General features: G+C 62.7%; 16 protein-coding genes, 2 tRNA genes and 3 rRNA genes. 11 read left to right on the forward strand and 10 right to left on the reverse strand.

Annotated elements, in window-relative coordinates; all coding sequences use genetic code 11:
- Window positions 1–90: 90 nt before the first annotated feature.
- Both msbA and BAU07_RS09310 read left to right on the forward strand, forming a co-directional pair.
- Window positions 91–1,869: a lipid A export permease/ATP-binding protein MsbA gene (gene msbA, locus BAU07_RS09305; RefSeq protein WP_066656499.1), complete on the forward strand. Its 1,779-nt coding sequence runs from the start codon at window positions 91–93 to the stop codon at window positions 1,867–1,869.
- Between the two features lie 86 nt (window positions 1,870–1,955).
- The gene (locus BAU07_RS09310; RefSeq protein WP_066656500.1) at window positions 1,956–2,516 is read left to right on the forward strand and encodes a DUF924 family protein; all 561 of its coding nucleotides are present in this window, start codon (window positions 1,956–1,958) and stop codon (window positions 2,514–2,516) included.
- 190 nt (window positions 2,517–2,706) lie between these two features.
- On the opposite strand, the gene rng is transcribed toward BAU07_RS09310, so the two are convergent.
- The gene (gene rng, locus BAU07_RS09315) at window positions 2,707–4,194 is read right to left on the reverse strand and encodes a ribonuclease G (RefSeq protein ID WP_066656501.1); all 1,488 of its coding nucleotides are present in this window, start codon (window positions 4,192–4,194) and stop codon (window positions 2,707–2,709) included.
- 878 nt (window positions 4,195–5,072) lie between these two features.
- Here rng and BAU07_RS09320 point away from each other — a divergent pair.
- The 6 genes from BAU07_RS09320 (at window position 5,073) to BAU07_RS09345 (ending at window position 12,270) form a co-directional block, all read left to right on the forward strand.
- Window positions 5,073–6,603 (forward strand): 16S ribosomal RNA (locus BAU07_RS09320).
- Window positions 6,604–6,745: 142 nt separating this feature from the next.
- Window positions 6,746–6,822, forward strand: a tRNA-Ile gene (locus tag BAU07_RS09325).
- 45 nt (window positions 6,823–6,867) lie between these two features.
- Window positions 6,868–6,943: transfer RNA gene (locus tag BAU07_RS09330), tRNA-Ala, on the forward strand.
- Window positions 6,944–7,312: 369 nt separating this feature from the next.
- Window positions 7,313–10,195, forward strand: a 23S ribosomal RNA gene (locus tag BAU07_RS09335).
- A 301-nt stretch (window positions 10,196–10,496) separates the two neighbouring features.
- Window positions 10,497–10,609, forward strand: a 5S ribosomal RNA gene (rrf, locus tag BAU07_RS09340).
- The 16S, 23S and 5S rRNA genes sit together here with 2 tRNA genes alongside, the layout of an rRNA operon.
- Before the next feature lie 329 nt (window positions 10,610–10,938).
- Window positions 10,939–12,270: a dicarboxylate/amino acid:cation symporter gene (locus tag BAU07_RS09345; protein ID WP_066656503.1), complete on the forward strand. Its 1,332-nt coding sequence runs from the start codon at window positions 10,939–10,941 to the stop codon at window positions 12,268–12,270.
- 155 nt (window positions 12,271–12,425) lie between these two features.
- Here the strand turns inward: BAU07_RS09345 and BAU07_RS09350 are convergent, their stop codons facing one another.
- The 7 genes from BAU07_RS09350 to BAU07_RS09380 form a co-directional block, all read right to left on the reverse strand.
- On the reverse strand, window positions 12,426–13,046 hold the full coding sequence (locus tag BAU07_RS09350) for a Maf family protein (RefSeq protein ID WP_157122152.1): 621 nt from the start codon (window positions 13,044–13,046) through the stop codon (window positions 12,426–12,428).
- A gap of 29 nt (window positions 13,047–13,075) precedes the next feature.
- Window positions 13,076–13,546 carry a 23S rRNA (pseudouridine(1915)-N(3))-methyltransferase RlmH gene (rlmH, locus tag BAU07_RS09355; protein ID WP_066665169.1) on the reverse strand — a complete coding sequence of 157 codons (471 nt, stop codon included), beginning with the start codon at window positions 13,544–13,546 and terminating at the stop codon, window positions 13,076–13,078.
- Window positions 13,547–13,600: 54 nt separating this feature from the next.
- On the reverse strand, window positions 13,601–13,996 hold the full coding sequence (gene rsfS / locus BAU07_RS09360) for a ribosome silencing factor (protein ID WP_066656506.1): 396 nt from the start codon (window positions 13,994–13,996) through the stop codon (window positions 13,601–13,603).
- Between the two features lie 93 nt (window positions 13,997–14,089).
- On the reverse strand, window positions 14,090–14,686 hold the full coding sequence (gene nadD / locus BAU07_RS09365; RefSeq protein ID WP_198168887.1) for a nicotinate-nucleotide adenylyltransferase: 597 nt from the start codon (window positions 14,684–14,686) through the stop codon (window positions 14,090–14,092).
- A complete protein-coding gene (hemF, locus tag BAU07_RS09370; protein ID WP_066656509.1) occupies window positions 14,677–15,612 on the reverse strand; it encodes an oxygen-dependent coproporphyrinogen oxidase in 936 nt (311 codons plus the stop codon). Before hemF ends, nadD begins: the two co-directional genes overlap by 10 nt.
- Before the next feature lie 4 nt (window positions 15,613–15,616).
- A complete protein-coding gene (gene purD / locus BAU07_RS09375) occupies window positions 15,617–16,921 on the reverse strand; it encodes a phosphoribosylamine--glycine ligase (RefSeq protein WP_066656512.1) in 1,305 nt (434 codons plus the stop codon).
- Between the two features lie 102 nt (window positions 16,922–17,023).
- A complete protein-coding gene (locus BAU07_RS09380; protein WP_066656514.1) occupies window positions 17,024–17,758 on the reverse strand; it encodes a YebC/PmpR family DNA-binding transcriptional regulator in 735 nt (244 codons plus the stop codon).
- 166 nt (window positions 17,759–17,924) lie between these two features.
- Here BAU07_RS09380 and BAU07_RS09385 point away from each other — a divergent pair, with 166 nt between their 5' ends.
- Window positions 17,925–19,490, forward strand: coding sequence for a helicase HerA-like domain-containing protein (locus tag BAU07_RS09385; RefSeq protein WP_066656517.1), 1,566 nt, complete (start codon window positions 17,925–17,927; stop codon window positions 19,488–19,490).
- 66 nt (window positions 19,491–19,556) lie between these two features.
- On the opposite strand, the gene BAU07_RS09390 is transcribed toward BAU07_RS09385, so the two are convergent.
- Window positions 19,557–20,930, reverse strand: a complete 1,374-nt coding sequence (locus tag BAU07_RS09390) for an aspartate aminotransferase family protein (RefSeq protein ID WP_066656520.1) — start codon at window positions 20,928–20,930, stop codon at window positions 19,557–19,559.
- Between the two features lie 215 nt (window positions 20,931–21,145).
- Between BAU07_RS09390 and BAU07_RS09395 the strand changes: the two genes are divergently transcribed.
- Window positions 21,146–22,213, forward strand: a complete 1,068-nt coding sequence (locus BAU07_RS09395) for a tartrate dehydrogenase (protein WP_066665180.1) — start codon at window positions 21,146–21,148, stop codon at window positions 22,211–22,213.
- Window positions 22,214–22,604: 391 nt separating this feature from the next.
- Window positions 22,605–23,690: a hypothetical protein gene (locus tag BAU07_RS09400; RefSeq protein WP_232338273.1), complete on the forward strand. Its 1,086-nt coding sequence runs from the start codon at window positions 22,605–22,607 to the stop codon at window positions 23,688–23,690.
- A gap of 89 nt (window positions 23,691–23,779) precedes the next feature.
- On the opposite strand, the gene BAU07_RS09405 is transcribed toward BAU07_RS09400, so the two are convergent.
- A complete protein-coding gene (locus BAU07_RS09405) occupies window positions 23,780–25,372 on the reverse strand; it encodes a DHA2 family efflux MFS transporter permease subunit (protein ID WP_066665193.1) in 1,593 nt (530 codons plus the stop codon).

The following is a 25,372-nucleotide window of genomic DNA, read 5'->3' on the forward strand; positions in this document are numbered from 1 at the left end:
ATGGAAGGGAACGGGCGTCGCGGCCGGCGATATCCGGCACGTCGCCGACGGTACAATGCCCCGCACGATTGTATTAAAGCGAGAGATTTCTTGGATTCTGCCGCACGCACCAAGCCGAGCGGGTCGCATCCCGTCAAGGCTGTGCTCTGGAAACGCATTTATTCCCGCGTGGGCTCGCATTGGAAGGCGCTCGTCCTTGCCGTGCTGCTGATGGCCGGCGCGGCCGGCACCCAGCCGACGCTGGCCGTCATCATGAAGCCCCTGCTCGACGATGGCTTCAGCGGCGCGAAACCCTACTACGTCTGGGCGATTCCGCTCGCCGTGGTCGGGCTCATCCTCCTGCGCGGCGTGTGCAACTTCTTCAGCGACTATCTGCTGGCATGGGTGGCCAACAACGTACTCCGCGGGATCCGCCAGGAAATGTTCGAGCGCCTGCTGGGCCTGCCCGACGAGGAATTCAAGCGCGGCGATACCGGCCGGCTGCTGAACCGCTTCACCATCGACGCCGGTAACGTCACGGGCTATGCGACGGACGTCATCACGGTGCTGGTGCGCGAAACCCTGGTCGTCGTGGCGCTGATCTGCGTGCTGCTGTACATGTCCTGGCTGCTCACGCTCATCATCCTGGTCATGCTGCCGGTCTCGGTGCTGGTGGCTCGCGTCTTTATCCGCCGCCTGCGCAAGATCAATCGCGAGACGGTCAACATGAACGCCGAACTGACCCGCGTCGTGGGCGAAGGCATCGACGGCCAGCGCGTCATCAAGCTCTTCGATGGCTACGAATATGAACGCGGCCGTTTCGGCTACGTCAACTCGCGTCTGCGTCGCTTCGCCATGCGCAGCGCCGTGGCGGATGCGGCGATGACGCCCCTGACCCAGGTCTGCATCGCGCTGTCCGTGGGGGCCATCATCGCGGTCGCCCTCGGACAGGCCAACGCCGGTACGCTGACGGCCGGAAGTTTCGCGGCCTTCATGGCGTCGCTGGCGCAATTGTTCGATCCGATCAAGCGGTTGACCAACCTGGCAGGGCGGATGCAGCGCATGCTGGTGTCGGCCGAAAGCGTATTCACGCTTATCGACCAGCCGCCGGAACACGAGACCGGTCAGCGGACGCTGCCGGAGCCGGTGCGCGGCAAGATCGACTTCGTTTCGGTTTCGCACCGTTTCCCCGATGCGGACCGCGATACGCTCAGCGAAGTCTCTTTCTCGGTGCAGCCGGGCGAAACCGTCGCCCTGGTCGGCCGCTCCGGAAGCGGCAAGACCACGCTGGTGAATATGCTGCCGCGCTTCGTGCATCCGACGGCAGGCCAGATCAGCATCGACGGCGTCGACATCCGGGAATTGACGCTGGGCAGCCTGCGGTCGCATCTGTCGCTGGTCAGCCAGGACGTGGTGCTGTTCGACGACAGCATCGCGGTGAACGTCGGCTACGGCGCACTGGGCCAGGCCAGCGAAACGCGGGTCATGGAAGCCCTGGAGGCCGCGAACCTGGGCGATTTCGTCAACAACCTGCCCAAGGGCATCCACACGCCGGTCGGCGAAAATGCCGCCCGCCTGTCCGGTGGCCAGCGTCAACGCCTGGCGATCGCGCGGGCCCTCATCAAGAACGCCCCCATCCTGATCCTGGACGAGGCGACCTCGGCGCTGGACAACGAATCCGAGCGACAGGTGCAGGCTTCGCTGGAGCGGTTGATGAAAGGCCGCACGACGCTGGTCATCGCCCATCGCCTTTCCACCGTGCAGAACGCCGATCGCATCATTGTCCTGGACGCGGGCAGGGTGGCGGAGCAAGGCCGCCACGAAGAACTGCTCGCGGCCAACGGGCTGTACGCGACGCTGTACCGCATGCAATTCCGCGACGCGGAATAAGGGGGAAGGGCGGCCAAGGCGGCGTGCCGCGCGTCGATGACATTGCCGCGGCACATCGTATGCACCCGTCCCATAAGGAGGCTTACATGCAGGTTCCCGAACAGGCGCTGGCGGACCAGGCCGCGGCCTTGATCCAGTTCTGGCGCGACGCGGGTCCGCGCAAATGGTTTGCCAAGGACGCCGCATTCGACGCCGAGTTTTCGGCGCGCTTCATGGCGCTGCATCTGGCGGCCGCGCGCCGCGAGCTCGACGCCTGGGCCGACACGCCCTATGGCGCGCTGGCCCTGCTCATTCTTCTGGATCAATTCCCACGCAATACCTTCCGGGGGACGGCACACATGTATGCCACCGATCCCCTGGCCCGCATGTTCGCCAGGCGCGCGATCGCACAGGGCATGGACGCCCAGGTCGAGCCGGCGTTGCTGCCGTTCTTCTACCTGCCGCTGGAGCATTCGGAGGATCCGCAGGACCAGGAGCAATCGGTTTTGCTCGCGCAGCGCCTCGATCCCCGCACCCGCGATTTCGCGGTGCTGCATCGGGACATCATCGTCCGTTTCGGGCGCTTCCCGCATCGCAATTCGCACCTGGGCCGCGAGACCACGGCGGAAGAACAGGCCTTCCTGGACCAGGGCGGCTTCGCCGGATAGGCGCGCCGCGGGATGGTGAAGCACGCGGGCCGGCAGGGTTCTTAGCGTGCGCCGCGTCCGCGGGGACGGTGTGGGTCGCGGCGCCGCATAGCGGGCGGAACAGGCCCTGGCGCGGCGCGAAGCCGGCGGTGGCCGTTGGCGCCATACAGCCGCCCGGACGGGCAGGCTCGAGCCCGATCCGGCCCGGCCCTCAGACCAGGATCAGGTCGTACTGCTCCTGGGTATAGCTGGCCTCGACTTCCAGGGACACCTTTTTGCCGACGAAATCGCCGAGCATGGCCAGGTGCTGGCTCTCCTCTTCGAGGAATAGATCCACCACGTCCTGCGAGGCCAGAATGCGGAACTCCTTGGGGTTGAACTGCCGTGCCTCACGCAGGATTTCGCGCAGAATCTCGTAGCAGATCGTGCGAGCGGTTCGGACGTGGCCGCGCGATTGGCAGGTCGGGCAGGACTCGCACAACTGGTGGGCCAGCGAATCCCGCGTGCGCTTGCGGGTCATCTCCACCAGGCCCAGTTGCGTAAAACCATTCACGGTCATGCGCGTACGGTCGCGCGACAAGGCCTTGCGCAATTCGGCCAACACTGTGTCGCGATGCCCGGCATCTTCCATATCGATGAAATCCAGGATCACGATCCCGCCCAGATTGCGCAGGCGCAATTGCCGCGCGATGGCCTGCGCGGCTTCCAGATTGGTCTTGAAGATCGTGTCGTCGAAATTGCGGCCACCGACGAAGCCGCCGGTGTTGACGTCCACGGTGGTCAGCGCTTCAGTCTGGTCGATGATCAGATAACCGCCGGATTTCAGGTCGACGCGCCGTGAAAGAGCGCGCTGGATCTCTTCGTCGACATTTGCGGTGTCGAACAAGGGCCGCTCGCCGCTGTAATGCGATATGCGCTCGACGACCGATGGCGTGTACAGGCGCGCCCATTCGATCAGGCTCGCCGTCGTGGTGCGGGAGTCCACGCGGATGGTGCCGGTGTGCGGTCCCACCATGTCGCGCAACACCCGCTGCGCCAGGGTCAGGTCCTGGTGCAGCAGGGCCGGGGCAGGCTGGCTGCGCGCTGCCGCCTGCACGCTGCTCCAGAGCTTGCGCAGATACTCGACGTCGGCGTGCAACTCGTCGTCGGTGGAGCCTTCGGCCTGCGTGCGTACGATGAACCCGCCTTTTTCTTCCGCGGGCATCAAGGCCTGCAGCCGCTCGCGCAGTTGCGCGCGTTCGCTTTCGGAATCGATCTTCTGGGAAATACCGATGTGGGGGTCATGCGGCAGGTAAACCAGCATGCGGCCCGCCATGCTGATCTGCGTGGACAACCGGGCTCCCTTCGTGCCCAGCGGGTCCTTGATCACCTGCACCATCAGGGTCTGCCCTTCGAACAGCAGCTTTTCGATGGGTGTCGGCGTTACGCCCTGGCTGCGCTCGCTGCGGTTCTCGCGCAGGTCGGCGATATGGATGAAGGCGGCGCGTTCCAACCCGACGTCGACGAAGGCGCTTTGCATGCCGGGCAACACGCGGACCACCCGTCCCAGGTAGATGTTGCCCACTTGTCCGCGCTGGATACTGCGTTCGACGTGCAGTTCCTGCACCGCCCCTTGCTCGATGACGGCGACGCGGGTCTCGAACGGCGTAACGTTGATGAGTATGTCTTCGTAGACGTCGGCAGAGGAGGAGGTGGGCATGGTCGGTCGAAGCTGTGGAAATGCGAACCGCAGGGGTGGTGATATGGCGCGCGCGGCGGCTGCGGCCGCCCTGCACATCAGCCGAAGTCTATCGATAAAGTGCAGGGCTCGGGGAGGCGTCGGCCGGCGCTTTGGTGCTGATCAGGGTATGTGCTATAGTCTCGCCCCTTCGACGTTCGCGGCATAAAGCGGATGCCGTGACCGCAGGCCGATTGGGTTCTTCCGAAGTCTCTTCAAAGAAGGGACGCCGGCAGTCAGGGCGGGCGGGGCGGCAAGCGCATTGTCGAGGATGGCGAGGGCGGGATCGGGAAGCGCGGGACTGGCGGATCGAAGCCTGTTTGGAGTCGAGGGTTCGGGTCGAACGGGGTTGCTGGCAGTTCAGCGAAATCGTGCGGCGGAGCCGGGCGATTCGTGGTGCGGCAGGCCGAAAGGCGGCGGCGCTACGGATCAGCAGATCGGGACTCGAGCAGCGAACTTCGACCGGTTTGACAGCCCCAAAAAAAGCCTTCATAATCTCGTTTCTCTGCTGCTGACACAGCAAAAACGCAAACCGAAAGGTGAGCCGGGGGTGAAACCCCAGGGGTTAACTCCCTAAGGCGCTGCGGCGGTGTCGGGATAACGGCGGAATTGCTCTTTAAAAACGAAACAACCGATAAGTGTGGGCGCTTGATGTTCGAAGGCGTACCTGCCGGTTCTGCGTGGATGTGCAAACGTCCGTGCGGGATGGTGGGGCTTACGAAATCAAGTGCTCATTGAAGTAAGTAGGAAATCAGGCGGAGCGATCTGCCTGGGTTCTCACTTCCTTTGAGAAAGCGCAAAGCGAAAGACGAAGCTTTCAGGTCCAGCGATGGGTCTGGAGTTTCGTACGAACAGAGATTGAACTGAAGAGTTTGATCCTGGCTCAGATTGAACGCTGGCGGGATGCCTTACACATGCAAGTCGAACGGCAGCGCGGACTTCGGTCTGGCGGCGAGTGGCGAACGGGTGAGTAATGTATCGGAACGTGCCCAGTAGCGGGGGATAACTACGCGAAAGCGTAGCTAATACCGCATACGCCCTACGGGGGAAAGCGGGGGATCTTCGGACCTCGCACTATTGGAGCGGCCGATATCGGATTAGCTAGTTGGTGGGGTAACGGCTCACCAAGGCGACGATCCGTAGCTGGTTTGAGAGGACGACCAGCCACACTGGGACTGAGACACGGCCCAGACTCCTACGGGAGGCAGCAGTGGGGAATTTTGGACAATGGGGGCAACCCTGATCCAGCCATCCCGCGTGTGCGATGAAGGCCTTCGGGTTGTAAAGCACTTTTGGCAGGAAAGAAACGGCGCTGGTTAATACCTGGCGCAACTGACGGTACCTGCAGAATAAGCACCGGCTAACTACGTGCCAGCAGCCGCGGTAATACGTAGGGTGCAAGCGTTAATCGGAATTACTGGGCGTAAAGCGTGCGCAGGCGGTTCGGAAAGAAAGATGTGAAATCCCAGGGCTTAACCTTGGAACTGCATTTTTAACTACCGGGCTAGAGTGTGTCAGAGGGGGGTGGAATTCCACGTGTAGCAGTGAAATGCGTAGATATGTGGAGGAACACCGATGGCGAAGGCAGCCCCCTGGGATAACACTGACGCTCATGCACGAAAGCGTGGGGAGCAAACAGGATTAGATACCCTGGTAGTCCACGCCCTAAACGATGTCAACTAGCTGTTGGGGCCTTCGGGCCTTGGTAGCGCAGCTAACGCGTGAAGTTGACCGCCTGGGGAGTACGGTCGCAAGATTAAAACTCAAAGGAATTGACGGGGACCCGCACAAGCGGTGGATGATGTGGATTAATTCGATGCAACGCGAAAAACCTTACCTACCCTTGACATGTCTGGAATCCCGAAGAGATTTGGGAGTGCTCGCAAGAGAACCGGAACACAGGTGCTGCATGGCTGTCGTCAGCTCGTGTCGTGAGATGTTGGGTTAAGTCCCGCAACGAGCGCAACCCTTGTCATTAGTTGCTACGAAAGGGCACTCTAATGAGACTGCCGGTGACAAACCGGAGGAAGGTGGGGATGACGTCAAGTCCTCATGGCCCTTATGGGTAGGGCTTCACACGTCATACAATGGTCGGGACAGAGGGTCGCCAACCCGCGAGGGGGAGCCAATCCCAGAAACCCGATCGTAGTCCGGATCGCAGTCTGCAACTCGACTGCGTGAAGTCGGAATCGCTAGTAATCGCGGATCAGCATGTCGCGGTGAATACGTTCCCGGGTCTTGTACACACCGCCCGTCACACCATGGGAGTGGGTTTTACCAGAAGTAGTTAGCCTAACCGCAAGGAGGGCGATTACCACGGTAGGATTCATGACTGGGGTGAAGTCGTAACAAGGTAGCCGTATCGGAAGGTGCGGCTGGATCACCTCCTTTCAGAGCGAGCGCCCGCGGGCGTCAAGCGGCCACACTTATCGGTTGTTGTCAGGCTGGATCGGTGACGCTGGTGCGAGGGTCCTGGGGGCGGCAAGCCTGTGGGACGCGAGGCCACTGTTCACGCGCGGATCCGATGCGAATTGGGTCTGTAGCTCAGTCGGTTAGAGCACCGTCTTGATAAGGCGGGGGTCGTTGGTTCGAATCCAACCAGACCCACCACGAGATTGAGGCGCGCGCGCTTAGGGGCGGGTGTCTTGGTTTGCCGGGGGTGTAGCTCAGCTGGGAGAGCGCCTGCTTTGCAAGCAGGATGTCATCGGTTCGATCCCGTTCACCTCCACCATTTCCTTTAGGCGTCTGCAGGCAGGTACTGCGGGGGCGGGCAAGCGGGGATGGGGGCGCGCACAGAGGGATCCGCGTTTGAGAGTTCAACGGTCAGTGTCATGCAGGGGCGGTAGCGTCCTGGCGTGGATTGAGCGTTGGGTTTTTGACTCGACAGCAGTATTCGTTCTTTAACAATCTGGAAGAAGCACAACGAGAAGTATTGGCAGCATGCTGATATCGGCGACGATATGGGTATGTTGTGGATACGGGTTGTGATTGCATGATTAGTTCAAACTCAAGTGATTGAGGATTGGACGGCACAAACACGCAAGTATCATGTCAGAGCAAGACGGTTGCTTGGAAGGTTTTATAGCCATTAGCGTTATAGGATCAAGCGACTAAGTGCATATGGTGGATGCCTTGGCGATCACAGGCGATGAAGGACGTTGTAGCCTGCGAAAAGCTGCGGGGAGCTGGCAAACAAGCATTGATCCGCAGATATCCGAATGGGGAAACCCACCGCCGCAAGGCGGTATCCTGGTCTGAATACATAGGTCCAGGAGGCGAACCGGGTGAACTGAAACATCTCAGTAACTCGAGGAACAGAAATCAACCGAGATTCCGAAAGTAGTGGCGAGCGAAATCGGAACAGCCTTTACGATTTAGCGCATTGCATAGTCGAACGGAATGGAAAGTCCGGCCGTAGCAGGTGATAGCCCTGTAGACGAAATGCATTGCGTGGAACTAGGCGTAAGAGAAGTAGGGCGGGACACGTGAAATCCTGTCTGAAGATGGGGGGACCATCCTCCAAGGCTAAATACTCGTGATCGACCGATAGTGAACCAGTACCGTGAGGGAAAGGCGAAAAGAACCCCGGAAGGGGAGTGAAATAGATCCTGAAACCGTATGCATACAAACAGTCGGAGCCTCCTTGTGGGGTGACGGCGTACCTTTTGTATAATGGGTCAGCGACTTACATTCAGTGGCAAGCTTAACCGGATAGGGAAGGCGTAGCGAAAGCGAGTCCGAATAGGGCGATTCAGTCGCTGGGTGTAGACCCGAAACCAGATGATCTATCCATGGCCAGGTTGAAGGCACGGTAACACGTGCTGGAGGACCGAACCCACTAGTGTTGAAAAACTAGGGGATGAGCTGTGGATAGGGGTGAAAGGCTAAACAAATCTGGAAATAGCTGGTTCTCTCCGAAAACTATTTAGGTAGTGCCTCAAGTATGACTGCGGGGGGTAGAGCACTGTTATGGCTAGGGGGTCATGGCGACTTACCAAACCATGGCAAACTCCGAATACCCGCAAGTCCAGCTTGGGAGACAGAGCACCGGGTGCTAACGTCCGGACTCAAGAGGGAAACAACCCAGACCGCCAGCTAAGGTCCCAAATTACCGCTAAGTGGGAAACGAAGTGGGAAGGCTTAGACAGTCAGGAGGTTGGCTTAGAAGCAGCCATCCTTTAAAGAAAGCGTAATAGCTCACTGATCGAGTCGTCCTGCGCGGAAGATGTAACGGGGCTAAGCGGTAAACCGAAGCTGCGGGTGTGTAGGCAACTACACGCGGTAGGAGAGCGTTCTGTAAGCCTGTGAAGGTGACTCGTAAGGGTTGCTGGAGGTATCAGAAGTGCGAATGCTGACATGAGTAGCGATAAAGGGGGTGAAAAGCCCCCTCGCCGTAAGTCCAAGGTTTCCTGCGCAACGTTCATCGGCGCAGGGTGAGTCGGCCCCTAAGGCGAGGCAGAGATGCGTAGCTGATGGGAAGCTGGTTAATATTCCAGCACCGTCGTACAGTGCGATGGGGGGACGGATCGCGGAAGATCATCAGGGTGTTGGAAGTCCCTGTTGCTGCATTGAAGAGGGCGCTTAGGCAAATCCGGGCGCGTGACTCAAGGGTGTGGCACGAGCGAGCATGGCTTGCGAAGTGATTGGAAGTGGTTCCAAGAAAAGCCTCTAAGCTTCAGCTGTACGAGACCGTACCGCAAACCGACACAGGTGGACGGGATGAATATTCCAAGGCGCTTGAGAGAACTCGGGAGAAGGAACTCGGCAAATTGATACCGTAACTTCGGGAGAAGGTATGCCCCGGTAGTGTGAGGCGCCTGCGCGCTGAGCATGATGGGGTCGCAGATAATCGGTGGCTGCGACTGTTTATTAAAAACACAGCACTCTGCAAAGACGAAAGTCGACGTATAGGGTGTGACGCCTGCCCGGTGCCGGAAGGTTAAGTGATGGGGTGCAAGCTCTTGATCGAAGCCCCGGTAAACGGCGGCCGTAACTATAACGGTCCTAAGGTAGCGAAATTCCTTGTCGGGTAAGTTCCGACCTGCACGAATGGCGTAACGATGGCCACACTGTCTCCTCCCGAGACTCAGCGAAGTTGAAGTGTTTGTGATGATGCAATCTACCCGCGGCTAGACGGAAAGACCCCATGAACCTTTACTGTAGCTTTGCATTGGACTGTGAACCGGCCTGTGTAGGATAGGTGGGAGGCGCGGAAACCGAGTCGCCAGATTCGGTGGAGCCAACCTTGAAATACCACCCTGGTCTGTTTGCGGTTCTAACCTTGGCCCGTTATCCGGGTTGGGGACAGTGCATGGTGGGCAGTTTGACTGGGGCGGTCTCCTCCCAAAGCGTAACGGAGGAGTTCGAAGGTACGCTAGGTACGGTCGGAAATCGTGCTGATAGTGCAATGGCATAAGCGTGCTTGACTGTGAGACTGACAAGTCGAACAGGTGCGAAAGCAGGACATAGTGATCCGGTGGTTCTGAATGGAAGGGCCATCGCTCAACGGATAAAAGGTACTCTGGGGATAACAGGCTGATACCGCCCAAGAGTTCATATCGACGGCGGTGTTTGGCACCTCGATGTCGGCTCATCTCATCCTGGGGCTGTAGCCGGTCCCAAGGGTATGGCTGTTCGCCATTTAAAGAGGTACGTGAGCTGGGTTTAAAACGTCGTGAGACAGTTTGGTCCCTATCTGCCGTGGGCGTTGGATACTTGACGGAGCCTGCTCCTAGTACGAGAGGACCGGAGTGGACGTACCTCTGGTGTACCGGTTGTCATGCCAATGGCATTGCCGGGTAGCTATGTACGGAAGAGATAACCGCTGAAGGCATCTAAGCGGGAAACTCGTCTGAAGATAAGGTATCCCGGGGCCTCGAGCCCCCTGAAGGGTCGTTCAAGACCAGGACGTTGATAGGTCGGGTGTGGAAGCGCAGTAATGCGTTAAGCTAACCGATACTAATTGCCCGTGCGGCTTGATCCTATAACCCTGATGGTTGCAACCCATCCAAAGCAAAGCGGCTTGTCCTGACAGCCTCTGATGCTTGCCAACTGTGCCACATAACGCGCAGTCCCAACCCCGAATCCCTCGTGTTGCACCGGCCCGCCCCCGAAGGGGAGCCTGCCTTGCAACACCGCCCATACTCCTCGCTTCGATACGCGCGTGCCGCGCACCGCCGCCCCTTACGGGCAGGCGCTGCCGGCCCGCCGCCTCGGACGTGCTTTGACCAGATTGGCGCATCGCGCCAGGCCTAGCGCCTGGCGCGGCCGCGCAACCCTTTACGCCTGACGACCATAGCAAGGTGGTACCACTCCTTCCCATCCCGAACAGGACAGTGAAACGCCTTCGCGCCGATGATAGTGGACGGACGTCTGTGAAAGTAGGTCATCGTCAGGCTCTTATCCCCAAAACCCCGCCGTGCTAAACGGCGGGGTTTTGCTTTTGCGGCGACACAAACGGCGGCATAATGCGCGCGCCGTATACGGGCGGTTTCGCAGGGCGACACGCTCGCGCCGCACCGGTATAACCCTTGTCCGAATGCTGGTTTACAGCCCATGAGGGCTGTAATTCTTTTGCGTTGAACTTCTGTCGATTCAGACTTCCGTCAGGCTATCAAATCCCTGGCGCCATACAATGGCATGTTGGGCCAAGCGGATAGTCAAGCGAGATAGCGTGCAATCTAGACTGTCGCGCCGTAGTGCCAGTAGAAATAAGTGGATGAATCCATGATCGAAATAGATCAGACCGCGGTTCCGCGGAAACAGAAGTTCTATCAGATTCTTTATGTCCAGGTCGTCGTAGCCATTGTCATCGGCATCCTGCTGGGCTATTACAAGCCCGACACGGCGGAAGCCATGCGGCCGCTCGGCGATGGTTTCATCAAGCTGGTCAAGCTGATCATCGCCCCGGTGATTTTTCTTACGGTGACCACCGGGATCGCCGGTATGAACGACCTCAAGCGCGTGGGCCGTGTGGCCGGCAAGGCGTTCGTCTATTTCCTTTGTTTTTCGACCATCGCGTTGATCGTCGGCATGCTAGTCAGCCACCTGGTACAACCCGGGGCCGGCATGCATATCAACCCGCTGTCGCTCGACAACAAGGCGGTCGCGGACTATGTCACCAAGGCGCACGACTCGACGATTACCGGCTTCCTGATGAACGTCATACCGGCATCGCTGGTAGGGCCCTTCGTCACGGGCGACATCCTGCAGGTCCTGTTCGTCTCCGTGCTTTTCGGCGTGGCACTCGCCCTGGTCGGCGAGAAGGGCAAGCCCATACTGACGCTGCTCAACGCGCTCGGCCAGCCCGTGTTCAAGATGGTGGCGATCCTGATGCGCGCCGCGCCGGTCGGCGCGTTCGGCGCGATGGCCTTTACCATTGGCAAGTACGGCATCCATTCGGTCTTGAACCTCGCCGCGCTGGTCGGGACGTTCTACGCCACCTCCATACTTTTCGTCGTCGTCGTGCTCGGCGCGGTCGCCCGCTACAACGGCTTTTCGATCCTGAAGCTGGTGCGCTACATCAGGGAGGAGCTGCTGCTGGTGCTCGGCACCAGTTCCTCTGAAGCCGCGCTGCCCAGCCTGATGCAGAAAATGGAGCGTGCGGGCTGCTCCAAGCCTGTCGTGGGCCTGGTGGTGCCAACCGGTTATTCGTTCAACCTGGACGGCACCAACATCTACATGACGATGGCCGCCTTGTTCATTGCCCAGGCGTGCGACATCAATCTATCGTTGGGCGACCAGATCCTGCTGTTGCTGGTGGCCATGCTCAGCTCCAAGGGCGCCGCGGGCGTCACCGGCTCCGGTTTCATCACGCTGGCCGCGACGTTGTCGGTGGTGCCCAGCCTGCCGGTCGCCGGTATGGCGCTGATCCTCGGCGTGGATCGCTTCATGTCGGAGTGCCGCGCTTTGACCAACCTCGTGGGCAATGCCACCGCATCGGTCGTGGTCGCGCGCTGGGAAGGTCAGTTGGACAAGGCTGCGCTGGACGCTGCATTGAACGGGCATCCGGAAACGCCGGTGTCCCCGCCGACGACACAGTTGGCTGGTACGCCCTGACCCCGCTGACTCCCTGGACCGACACAGGCCGCGGAGCCGCCGGACGGCGGCTATCCGCGGCCTGTTTTTTTGCAGGCGTGGCGGATCCGGAACGACCGGCCTGCTGATCCGCCGCGGCCCTCGAGCTCAGCCGGGGCAGGCTTCCGTACGCCACATCAGGGGACGTCGATGGCGACCCGGCGCAGCAGAATGGCCGTCTCATACAACGGCAGTCCCATGACGCCCGTATAGCTTCCGGAGATGTGCGCGACGAACGCCGCGGCCAATCCCTGGATTCCATACGCGCCGGCCTTGCCATAAGGTTCGCCGCTGTCGCAATAACGTTCGATCTCTTCGGCGCGTATGCCGCGCATGCGGACCTGGGTCACCGAGACGTCTTCATAAAGTTGTCCCTCGGCGATCACGGCCACGGCAGTGTGGACTTCGTGACACGAGCCGGACAAGCGGCCGAGCAGGCGGATGGCGTCCGGGCGGTCTACCGGCTTTCCCAGCACGTCTCCTTCCAGGATGACGGTAGTGTCGGCGGCCAGCAAGGGCAGCGCCGCCAAACGTCGTTCCCGCATATACCGCTCACCACGCAGGGCTTTTTCCCTCGCCGTGCGGCGCACATAATCGGCGGCCGCTTCGCCCGGGTGTTGCGGTTCGTCCTCACCCGGCGGCGCGGGAACTTCCAGCACCTGGTGGGGCAGGCCGATCTGGTTAAGCAATTCGCGCCGGCGTGGGCTGGCCGAAGCCAGGTACAGGCGCGGCGGCATGGCGTCATGAAGGCTGGGCATTCGCGGATGGATCGGCAATGCGGGCGTGACTACGCCCGATGGTAGGGATGGTTGGCCAGAATGGCCCAGGCCCGATACAGCTGTTCGGCAAGCAGTACGCGAACCATGGGATGCGGCAGGGTCAGCGAGGAGAGTCGTAGCTGCAGGCCGCTGGACGCCTTGAGCGAGGCGTCCAGGCCATCGGGGCCGCCTACGAGAAAAGCGACGTCACGTCCCTCGCCGCGCCATTGCTCCAGAGACTGGGCGAGTGCGGCGGTGGTGAGGTCGCGGCCGCGCTCATCCAGCGCCACGCGCAGTGCGCCCCCGGGCAGGGCAGCTTCTATCCGCCTTCCTTCCGCTGCCATCATTTGCGCGGGGGTCTTGCCGCTTGTACGCGGCTCGGGCTTGATTTCCCGCAATTCGAGCGCACAGTCGGGTGGAAGCCGCCGCGCGTAATCGTCCCAGGCTGTCTGGACCCAATCGGGCATGCGGTTGCCCACTGCGATGACGATCAGCTTCACGGCTATGGCGTAGCGCCGCGCCGCATCCACATCACGGATGCCCGCGGCCCACGTTCAAACGTCGTCAAGGTCATAAGTCGCGCCGGACAGCGCGGGGCGCGTCGACTGCGGCAGCAGTTTCACCCGGACGGGTTTGCCGCCCCAGATTTCTTCCAGGTTGTAGTATTCGCGGATCGCCGGCTGCATGATGTGGACGACGATATCCCCGAGGTCCACCACCACCCATTCGCCGGTGTCCTCGCCTTCGATCGCCACCTGGATCTGCATGGCACGGCCGCGATCGGACACGCTGGAAGCCAATGCACGCGTCTGCCGGTTGGATGTGGCGCTGGCGATGATGACGCGGTCGAATAGGCTGGTCAGGTGCGTGGTATTGAAGACTTTGATGTCTTGCGCCTTGACGTCCTCAAGGGCGTCGATGACGGCGCGCTGTAATTTCTGTATATCCATTTTGCAACTATAACCTCCCACTGGCCGGTTTCACGGTCCGCGATCATCCTCGGCCATCAGGAGGATGACCGGCCGGCCACGCCGGCAGCCGGCCTAGTCATGGTAGAGGTGGTGTGCACCGATGTATAGCCGCACCGGCTCCGCCACCAGGCCGTCCACGGGCAAATCGTGTGCCACGCGCTCGCGGATGTCGGAAGCGGACACCGCCATTTCGGCAAAAGGCAGCGTCTCGATACGCCGTTGCCCGGCCGCGAGGTGCGCCGCCAGTTCCGCCGGCGGGACCAGTGGCGTGCCAGGCCGCGTGGCGACGGCCAGGTCCACCGCGTCGGCGATCGCCTGCCACTCGCGCCAGGTGCAGAAGTTCGCCAACTGGTCCGTCCCCAGCAGCCAGACATAGCGCCGGTCCGCTGGCAGGCTGCGTATCGTGTCGACCGTGTAGGTGGGCCCGCCACGGTCGATCTCGATGGTGTTCAGCGCCAGGCCGGGTACCTGCGCGATGGCCAGGCGGATCATCTCGCAACGCTGTGCGGGTGTCGCGCGCAGCGGCCCGCGCTGCCAGGGGCTGGCGGCGGGGATCAGCTGGACTTCGTCCAACCCCAGGGCATGCAGGGCCGTCCGGGCCAGCGCGACGTGGGCCACATGTATGGGATCGAAGCTGCCTCCCAGCAGGCCGATACGCTTCAGAGCCATTCGCGCGGGACGAGAAAGCTCGCCAGGGCCGACTCCGGCGAGCCCGGTTCCGGTTTCCAGTCGTAGCGCCATTGCGCCATGGGCGGCATGGACAGAAGTATGGACTCCGTGCGTCCGCCAGACTGCAGGCCGAACAAGGTGCCTCGGTCGAACACCAGATTGAATTCGACGTAGCGCCCACGCCGGTACGCCTGGAAGTCGCGCTCCCGTTCGCCGTAGGGCTCGTTCTTGCGCAGGTCCAGGATGGGCACGTAGGCTCGGAGGAAGGCATCTCCCACATCGCGGGCCAGGGCGAAGCATCCTTCGAAGCCCAGCTCGTCCAGGTCGTCGTAGAAAATACCGCCGATGCCGCGGGTTTCGTTCCGGTGCTTCAGATAGAAATACTCATCGCAGAGCTTCTTGAAGCGCGGGTAGTAATCCTGGCCATGCGGTGCCAGGGCGTCCCGGCATACGCGATGAAAATGGCGTGCGTCTTCCTCGAACGGATAATAGGGAGTAAGGTCCATGCCGCCGCCGAACCAGAACGCCGTCGTTTCCGCGCTATGGCGCGCCGGCGCCACGAAGAGGCGCACGTTCATGTGCACCGTGGGTACGTAGGGATTGCGCGGGTGCAGCACCAGCGACACGCCCATGGCCTGCCACGGCCGCCCGGCCAGTTCCGGGCGCCGCGCGCTGGCCGAGGGGGGCAGTTGCTGGCCGGTCACGTGGCTGAAGAGCACCGCGGCACGTTCGAATACCGGCCCGCCCTCCAGGACGCGCGAGAGACCGCCACCGCCCTCAGCGCGTTGCCAGGGGTCGCTGCGGAAGGCTGAGCCATCAGCCTGCTCCAGTGCGGCGACGATGCGCGCTTGCAGGCCGACGAAGTACTCATGCGCCGCCTCGATGTCGGGTTCGGTGGGCAGCAGGGTGGCAGGGTTCGCGTTCATTGCATCATGCGGCAGGTTTGGGTTTGGCGGGACTTCGTTTTAGCGCACGCCAGCCGATGTCCGTCCGGTACTGGCGTCCGTCGAATACGATGCGGTCCACGGTTTCGTACACGCGCTCTCGCGCCATACGTACCGAGTCCCCCAGCGCCGTTACGCACAGCACGCGTCCCCCGGAGGTCTTGATGTGGCCATCCTCCGAACGGGTCGCGGCATGGAACACCATGCAATCGGCGGCGTCGTCGGGCAAGCCCGCGATCACGTCGCCGGTGCGTGGGGTACCGGGATAGTTGTGCGCGGCAAGTACCACGCCCAACGCCGTGCGGCGGTCCCACACGATTTCCGCACGATCGAGTGTGCCCGCAATCGCATGTTCCACCACATCGACGAGATCGCTTTTGATCCGCATCATGATTGGCTGCGTTTCCGGATCGCCCATGCGGCAATTGAATTCCAGCACCTTGATGGGCCGGTCCGGATCGTCGCCTGGCGCGATCATCAGGCCCGCGTACAGGAACCCTGTATAGGGCAGGCCGTCGCGCGCCATGCCTTGCACGGTCGGCAGGATGACTTCGCGCATGATGCGGTGATGCAGTTCCGGCGTGACGACGGGCGCGGGCGAGTAGGCCCCCATGCCCCCGGTATTCGGGCCCTGGTCGCCGTCCTGCAGCCGCTTGTGATCCTGGCTTGTGGCCAGCGCCAGGACGTTGCGGCCGTCGACCATGACGATGAAGCTGGCTTCCTCGCCTTCCAGGCATTCTTCGATGACTACCCGCGCGCCGGCACTGCCCAGCGAGCCATCTCCCAGCATGGCATCCACGGCGGCATGGGCTTCGTCCAGCGTCATGGCGACCACGACTCCCTTGCCCGCGGCCAGGCCGTCGGCCTTGACGACGATGGGCGCGCCCTGCTCGTCGATGTAGGCATGCGCCGCCGCCGGATCGGTGAAGGTCTGGTAGCGGGCGGTGGGTATGTTGTGCCGCACCATGAAGGCCTTGGCATAGTCCTTCGAGCTTTCCAGCTGGGCCGCCGCCTTGGTGGGTCCGAAAATCTTCAGGCCCCGCGCGCGGAAGACGTCCACGACTCCGGCGGCCAGGGGCGCTTCGGGGCCGACCACGGTCAGCGTCACGCCTTCGCGCTGGACGAAGTCGGCCAGTTCCTCGGCCTGGGTCAGCGCCACGTTCTGCAAGCTGCCACGCTGCGTGCCGCCGTTACCCGGTGCCACGAAGACCTTGTGGACGCGCGGCGACTGCGCCAGGCGCCAGGCGAGGGCATGTTCGCGGCCGCCCGAGCCGATTACCAGGAGTTTCATAGTGGATGCATCTGCGTGGTGGGAAGGGCACGCGCACACAAGCGCGTACCGCCGGGGCGACACCCCGATATTTCCGGCCCGTGCGGGACGGGCCGGCGAGAATCAGGCGTTCGCTTCATCGAGGACGGCCGTGGTGTAGACCTCCTGCACGTCGTCCAGCCCGTCGAGGGCATCGAGCAGCTTCTGCATCTTGACGGCGTCTTCGCCGGCCAGCTCGGTTTCATTCAACGGTTTCATGACGATGGCGTCCATCTCCGCCTTCAGGCCCGCTGCTTCGAAAGCCTTGCGCACGGCGGCGTAGTCCGCCGGGGCGGATATCACCTCGATGACCCCTTCGGAATCCGTGACAACGTCCTCGGCCCCCGCTTCCAGCGCGGCTTCCATAACCTTGTCTTCCGGCGTGCCAGGCGCGAAGACAAACTGGCCGCAATGCTTGAACATAAAGGCGACCGAGCCTTCCTGCCCCAGATTGCCGCCGTTCTTGGCGAAGGCATGGCGCACCTCGGCCACGGTGCGGGTGCGGTTGTCCGTCATGCAGTCGACGATGACGGCGGCGCCGCCGACACCGTAGCCCTCATAGCGCACTTCTTCGTAATTGTCCCCATCCGCGCCGCCCGCGCCGCGTTGGATGGCGCGCTGGATGTTGTCCTTGGGCATGTTGGCGTCGGTTGCCTTGTCCCAGGCCAGGCGCAGGCGCGGATTGCTTTCCGGATCGGCACCGCCCGCACGCGCGGCGACGGTGATTTCGCGGATGATCTTGGTCCATAGCTTGCCGCGCTTGGCGTCTTGACGGCCTTTGCGGTGCTGGATATTGGCCCATTTACTGTGTCCGGCCATGGCTTTCCGAATATGAGTGAGGCAAAGGGCGGTATTTTACCGTGCCATACCCTTTCCCGCCGGAGTGCGCTGTTGCGCGCACGCCCGTGGCGACGGAGAATGGCCGCGCCGGTCGCGCCCGGGCAGCGGTTGCCCAGGCACCGCCGCCTATCCCCAGGAGCCCGTCATGTCCGATCAACCCTTACCCGTTCCACCCCTGGTCATCGCCCGGCACGAGGGCCAGGACCTCGGCCTGTTGGCCGGAATGGCGAATCGGCACGGATGCATCACAGGCGCCACAGGGACCGGCAAGACCGTCACCTTGCAGGTCCTGGCCGAACAGTTTTCCCGCGTCGGCACGCCGGTGTTCCTCGCCGACGTCAAAGGCGATCTGACCGGGCTCTGCCAGCCCGGCGCCGCCACGCCCAAAATGCAGGAGCGCCTGAAGGCGCTGGGGCTGGCCGAACCGGCATGGGCGGCCGCGCCTGTCGTGCTGTGGGACGTATTCGGCGCGCAGGGCCATCCGGTACGCGCGACAGTATCGGACATGGGACCTTTGCTGTTGTCGCGCATGCTGGAGCTGAACGACACGCAGGAGGGCGTGCTGGCCATGGTCTTCAAGGTGGCCGACGACGAAGGGCAGTTGTTGCTGGACCTGAAGGACCTGCGCGCCATGCTGCAGGACGTCGCGAGCCGGGCCGCGACGCTGAAGACGCGCTACGGCAATGTGTCGGCCGCCACCGTGGGGGCGATCCAGCGCGGCCTCCTGGCCCTGGAGTCGCAGGGGGCCGACGCATTTTTCGGCGAGCCCATGCTGGACGTGATGGACCTCATGGGCGTCGACGGCCAGGGGCGCGGTATGGTCAATATCCTGGCTGCGGACAAGTTAATGCAGGCGCCGCGCCTGTATGCGGTCTTCCTGCTCTGGCTGCTCGCCGACCTTTACGAAAAGCTGCCCGAGGTAGGCGACCCGGACAAACCCAGGCTGGTGTTCTTTTTCGACGAAGCGCACCTGCTGTTCGAGGACGCCCCACGCGCCTTGCTCGACAAAATCGAACAAGTCGTCCGCCTGGTGCGATCCAAAGGCGTTGGTGTCTACTTCGTGACGCAGAATCCGCTCGATATTCCCGAAACGGTGCTGGGCCAGCTGGGCAACCGGGTCCAGCATGCGCTGCGGGCCTTTACGCCGCGCGACCAGAAAGCCGTGCGGACGGCTGCGCAGACCATGCGGCCCAATCCGCAATTGGATCTGGAACAGGCGATCACCGAATTGGGCGTGGGCGAGGCCCTGGTCTCCCTGCTCGATGCCAAGGGGCGCCCCGGCGTGACGCAGCGGGCCTGGATCGCGCCGCCGGCCAGCCGCATCGGGCCCGCCACGGCGGCCGAGCGCCAGGCGGTGCGCGCCGCGTCTCCCGTGCAGGGCAAGTACGAACAACGCATCGATCGGGAGTCGGCCTATGAGATCCTGGCTGGGCGCGCGCTCAGCCCAGCCGGCAATGCCGGCAGTGGTACGGGTGCGCCAGGTGCCGGGAGCCATGGCCGCGGCCTTCCCCCGGATGCCGGCACGGCCCCCCCGCCGCAGGAAGGCGGCCTGATGGACGGGGTGAACGATGTGCTCTTCGGCTCCACCGGCCCCCGCGGCGGCCGCCGCGATGGCGTGGTGCAGACCATGGCCAAGACGGCCGTCCGATCCCTGGCGCGCGAACTGGTGCGGGGAGTGCTCGGCTCCTTGCTGGGATCCCGCCGCCGCTAGGCCCCTCTTCGGAGCGCCAGGGGAGCCGCCCGGTCTGCCGGTCCGCCAAAGCAAACGCGCTACGCTTTACGGTTGTCCGGCCACGAAACGCGTCACGTCCTCCAGCGTCCGGACGAAGCGCGCCACCATGTCGCGCACTTCGTCCGGGGTAATGATCAGCGGTGGGCAGAATGCCACCGTATCCTGGATCCCGCGAATAATCAGGCCATGCGAGTGCGCCTGTTCGTAGGCGTACGCGCCGGCTTTGCCCAGCGGATCGAAGGGGCGCTTGCTGGCCTTGTCGGCCACAAGTTCCACCCCGGCAATCAGGCCCACGCCGCGTACTTCTCCCACCAGCGGATGATCGGCCAGCGCGCGCAGTTCGCTCTGCAGCACCTCGCCCGAGCGGGCCGCGTTTTCGACCAGATGGCGCTCCTCGATCAGGTTCAGGTTCTCCAGCGCCACTGCGGTGGCGACGGGATGCCCGCTCGCGGTATAGCCGTGGCCCAGCGTTCCCACACGGCCGCTGTTTTCCGCGATGACCTCATGCACCTTGGGCGCCAGCAGTATCGCCGCCAGCGGCACGTACGAGGACGTGATCTGCTTGGAAAGGACCATGATGTCTGGCTCGATCGCGTATTTGTCGCAACCGAAGTAGGTGCCCAACCTGCCGAATCCGGTGATGACCTCGTCGGCGATCAGCAGGATGTCGTACTTGCGGCATACCGCCTGGATCTTTTCCCAATAGGTCCGCGGCGGCACGATGACGCCGCCCGCTCCCATCACGGGCTCGCCAATAAAGGCGGCGACCGTCTCCGGCCCTTCCTGCTGGATCAGGGCTTCGAGTTCGGCCGCCATCCGGCTGGAGAATTCCTCTTCGGTTTCGCCCGGATTGGCGTTGCGGTAATAGTGCGGGCAGCCCGTGTGTTTCATCTGCGGCAGTGGCAGGTCGAAATCGCGGTGATTTCCGGCCAGCCCCGTCAGGCTCGCCGAAGCCACGGTGACGCCGTGATAGCCGCGCTGGCGCGCGATGAATTTCTTCTTCAGCGGGCGCCCCAGGGCATTGTTGTAGTACCAGACGAATTTAACGACGGTGTCGTTGGCCTCGGATCCCGAGTTGGTGAAGAAGGCGCTGGCCATGCGGCCGTTCGTGTGGCTGACCAGCCGTTCCGCCAATTCGATCGACGGCGTGTTCGATTTGTGCGTGAACGTGTGGTAGTAGGGCAGCTTGCTCATCTGCCGCGTGGCGGCCTGCACCAGCCGCGGTTCACCGAATCCGACGGCCACGCTCCACAGTCCTGCCATTCCTTCCAGGTATTTGTTTCCCTGGTCGTCATAGACATAGATCCCTTCCCCCCGCTCGATCACGCGAGGTCCGACGCTGCGGTGCTTGATCGCATTGGTATAGGGATGGAGCTGATGGCGGATATCGTGGCTGTGCGTATCGTGTGAAGAGGCCATGGGAATTCCAGAGAGGAGGGACAGTGCGGGATTCATAGTACCTCCGCGCCATGGCGCAACGGTAGGGCTTGTTGCCGGCCCATGCGCGCGTGCACGATAATGGCCTCCGGCGCGGCTTGCGCGTCCGCTGCAGTTCGTTCCGCTTGCCCCGTCATGCTGCGCGATGATGGCGCTCGCCGCACGGACGACGACGACTCGACAATGGAGACTTGGTGGTGGCTAAAAAACACAAGATTGCGGTAATTCCCGGTGACGGCATCGGCAAGGAAGTCGTACCGGAGGGCTTGCGCGTCCTGGACGCGGCGGCGGCGAAGTTCGGCATCGATTTCCAGTGGGACCATTTCGACTGGAGCTGCGATTACTACGCAAAGCACGGCAAGATGATGCCGGACGACTGGGCCACGCAGATCGGCAGCCACGAAGCCATTTTCTTCGGTGCCATCGGCTGGCCCGACGCCGTGCCCGACCACGAGGCCCTGTGGGGTTCGTTGTTCCGCTTCCGCCGCGACTTCGACCAGTACATCAACCTGCGTCCCGTGCGCTTGATGCCCGGCGTAGTGTCGCCCCTGGCCAATCGCCAGCCCGGCGACATCGATTTCTTCATCGTGCGCGAAAACACGGAAGGCGAGTATTCGAACAGCGGCGGCAAGCTGTTCGCGGGTACGCAGCGCGAAGTCGTTATCCAGGAAAGCGTGTTCACGAGGATCGGTGCAGAGCGTGTACTGAAGTTCGCGTTCGAGCTTGCCCGCAAGCGGGGCAAGCATCTGACGGCAGCCACCAAGTCGAACGGGATTTCGATCTCCATGCCGTGGTGGGATGAGCGCGTGGCGGAAATGGCGCAGCAATATCCCGATGTCCGCTGGGACAAATACCATATCGATATCCTTTGCGCCCACTTCGTCCAGCACCCGGACAGGTTCGACGTCGTCGTGGCCTCCAACCTGTTCGGGGACATTCTGTCGGACCTGGGCCCGGCCTGCACCGGCACCATCGGCATCGCGCCGTCGGCGAACCTGAATCCGGAGCGCAAATTCCCTTCGCTGTTCGAGCCGGTGCACGGGTCGGCGCCCGACATTTATGGCAAAGGCATCGCCAACCCGATCGGACAGATATGGAGCGGGGCGCTGATGTTGGACTTCCTGGGATATCCGGAGGCCTCCGCCGCGGTCGTGGCGGCCATCGAGCATGTCCTGGCGAATGGGCCACGCACGCCTGATATGAAGGGCCAGGCGCGGACCGAGGATGTCGGGCGCGCCGTGGCGGAACGCCTATCCGCACAGTGACAGGGCGTGACGCCGCATCGCCGGCGGCGGTGTGGCGGAGGCCGGCGCGCCGTCGCGCCGCCTCCGCCCCGGTTTGCTTCAGTGGCGGGGCGGGTCGCAAGCGAGCGGTGGCCGGAGCGCAGGCAGGGCCGGTGGTCGACAGCCGCCTGACGGGCCCGCCTGCCCCCGCAACGAGACGTAAAATCGGTGGGCGAGCGTACGCGGCGACCACCGCGCCCACCCGATACGCACTGTTCCGTGTCCCCGTTAAGCTACCGGCCAGCGGGCCATGCCGGGGCGCGAAATACCCCCGCGAGTTTGTAAAATCCACCGGAAATTCAAACTATTGGCGACGATCCGGCAGTATAGTTGCGCAAGGGGCCGATCGCGCGCACAGGACTGCGTCCCCGGTTTGGCCGGTCATCGCATGTACATTTCCGTACGTTTGCGTTCTCACGATCGAGTTTTGGCATTGTTATCTTCCACAAGTTTGGCTGTCGACAACGCGGATTCCCTGGTTCCCGGGAAGGCGCCGGAGCCGCCAGAGACCAATAAGGCTCTCGCGTCCGACGATCGCAAGATAGGCGACCAGCCATTGGACCGCTTCTGGCGCAAGTGCTATGCAATGTTCCGCAGTCGGCGCATGCAGCACAACCGTCATTTGTGGCCCTATGTCTCCATCGGGCGCGATGATCAGGGCGCCATCAACACGTTCTCGGCGTTTGGACGGCAGGTCGCGTTGACCCCGCTGCACCAGGCATTCCGCGAGCGGCACGACACCGTGCACATGATCCTCAGCGGCCCGTCCGTGGGGGAGATCCAGTACGACCGGTTGCCCATACAGGCCGCGATGGGTGTGAACGGCTCCATTTCGCTGGCGCGCCAATTCGACATCCCGTTCAAGTATTACTGCGTTATCGACCAGAATTTCGTCCGTGGACGTATCGACCTCATGCGCGATGTCGTCGCGCGCGACTTGACGTTGTTTGTCACGCCGGACGTGCTGCGGTATATGGTGCAGGGCCTGCCCCCGGAACACTACAGGTGCCGGGTATGCGTCGTCGAACTGGTTTCCGAGCGCGCCTTCCTGCCACACTCACGGCCGGAGGAACTCACCGCGCTGGCCCAGAGCAATCCGGCGATGTCGGTGTTCGACGCGCAGCGTTCGCTCGGCTATAGCTTCGATCTGGCGCATGGTGTCTTTGATGCCGACACGGTCGCCTATGCCGCCCTGCAGATCCTGGTTGCCGGCGGCGTGGACCATATTTACATGCACGGCCTGGATCTCGGCTTTTCGGGGGCGCGCCGCTTCTATAACGAAGCCCAGCCCGAAAACAGCCGGCTGGTCCGCAACTTCGACCGGCTCATCGAGCCCTCCTTTTCGCAAGCCGCAGCCTTGCTGAAGGCGCGCGGCGTACGCCTGTTCAACCTTTCCATGAACAGCGCCCTGTCGGACCGCGTCATTCCGAAGATCGACTGGCGCACCCTCGTCTCCTGAGATCTCCGTACGGCATGGTGCAACCGTGCGCCGCCTCGCGGCAGCGTCACGCGGCCTGCGCCGCCCATCATGCGCCGCGACGTACCGCTTCAGTGCGCACCCGCCGCCGCTTCCGCCGCACCGCCATCCTTCGCGCGGATGGGTTTGGCGAACCACACCAGGCCAGTAAGCAGCAGGAACACGATCGCCGACCCGTAGAACACGTCCAGGGCCGACATGGTGAAGGCCTGGGTATCCAGCATGCCGTTCAAGGCATTGAGCGCCTGCTGATGCGACATGCCCGCGTTGTCCAGCGCGCGCATGACCTGGTCGTAGGCCTGCGAGCCAGGCGTGGCGGCTTCAGTCAAATGCGCATGATGCAGCGTCGCCCGGTTGTCCCACAGCGTGGTCGCGATCGACGTGCCAAAGGCCCCGGCGGTGAGCCGGCAGAAGTTGGACAATCCCGCGGCCGCGGGGATGCGGCCCGGCTCCAGGCCCGACAGGGTGATGGAGGTCAGCGGCACGAAGAAGGCGGCCATGGCGGCGCCCTGGATCACCGTCGGCACGAGCAGCGCGCCCATGTCGGTCTGCGGCGTAAAGCCCGATCGCATGTAGCACACGAGCGCGAACACGCAGAATGCGAACGTCACCAGTTGCCGGGGATCGCGCGTGGCCAACATGCGGCCCACCAGAGGGGTAAGCACGATGGCCAGGATCCCGACCGGTGCAGTAACGATGCCGGCGGCGGTAGCGGTGTAGTTCATATTGCTCTGCAGCCATAGGGGCAGCAGCACCACATTGCCGAAGAAGACGCCGTATGCGACCGCCAGCGTGGCCGCGCCGATGGTGAAGTTGCGCAGCTTGAACAGCCGAAGGTCCACCACCGGATGGGCCGCCGTCAGTTCCCATATGATGAAGAAAACGAACGCCACCACGGTGACCGTCGCGAGCGCGATGATGGTGCCGCTCTCGAACCAATCCAGCTCCTTGCCCTTGTCCAGCATGATCTGCAATGCGCCTACCCAGACCACCAGCAGGACCAGGCCGGTCTTGTCGATCGGCAGGGTGTGCGTAATGGATTCCCGGTCCCGGTAGATGCGCCAGGTGAACCAGGCTGCGAGCAGGCCGACCGGCACGTTGATATAGAAAATCCAGGGCCAGCTGTAGTTGTCGGAGATCCAGCCACCCAATAATGGACCCGCCACGGGCGCCACCAGCGTGGTCATGGACCAGAAGGCCAGGGCCATGCCTGCCTTGCTCTTGGGGAAGCTGGACAGCATCAGCGTCTGCGACAGGGGAATCATCGGGCCGGCGACCGCGCCTTGAAGCACGCGGAACGCGATCAAGGCTTCCAGCGTGGGGGCGAATCCGCATAGCCAGGAAGCCAGCACGAATAGCAGAGTCGACGTCACGAACAGCCGTACCTGCCCGAAGCGCTGCGTCAACCAGCCTGTCAGCGGCACGGTGATGGCGTTGGCCACGGCGAAGGATGTGATGACCCAGGTCCCCTGGCTGGTGCTTACGCCCAGATCTCCCGAGATGGTCGGTATGGAGACGTTGGCGATGGACGTGTCGAGCACGTTCATGAATACCGCCGTCGACAGGGCGATCGAGCCGACGACGCGCAGACCGCCTTCAAGCGGCGGGTAGCTGGCCGCCGGCTGGGCCCGGCCCGGCTTGGGCGCCGGTGTGGTGTTCTCCAT

It is taken from the genome of Bordetella flabilis, from assembly GCF_001676725.1.
GTDB lineage: Bacteria > Pseudomonadota > Gammaproteobacteria > Burkholderiales > Burkholderiaceae_B > Bordetella_C > Bordetella_C flabilis.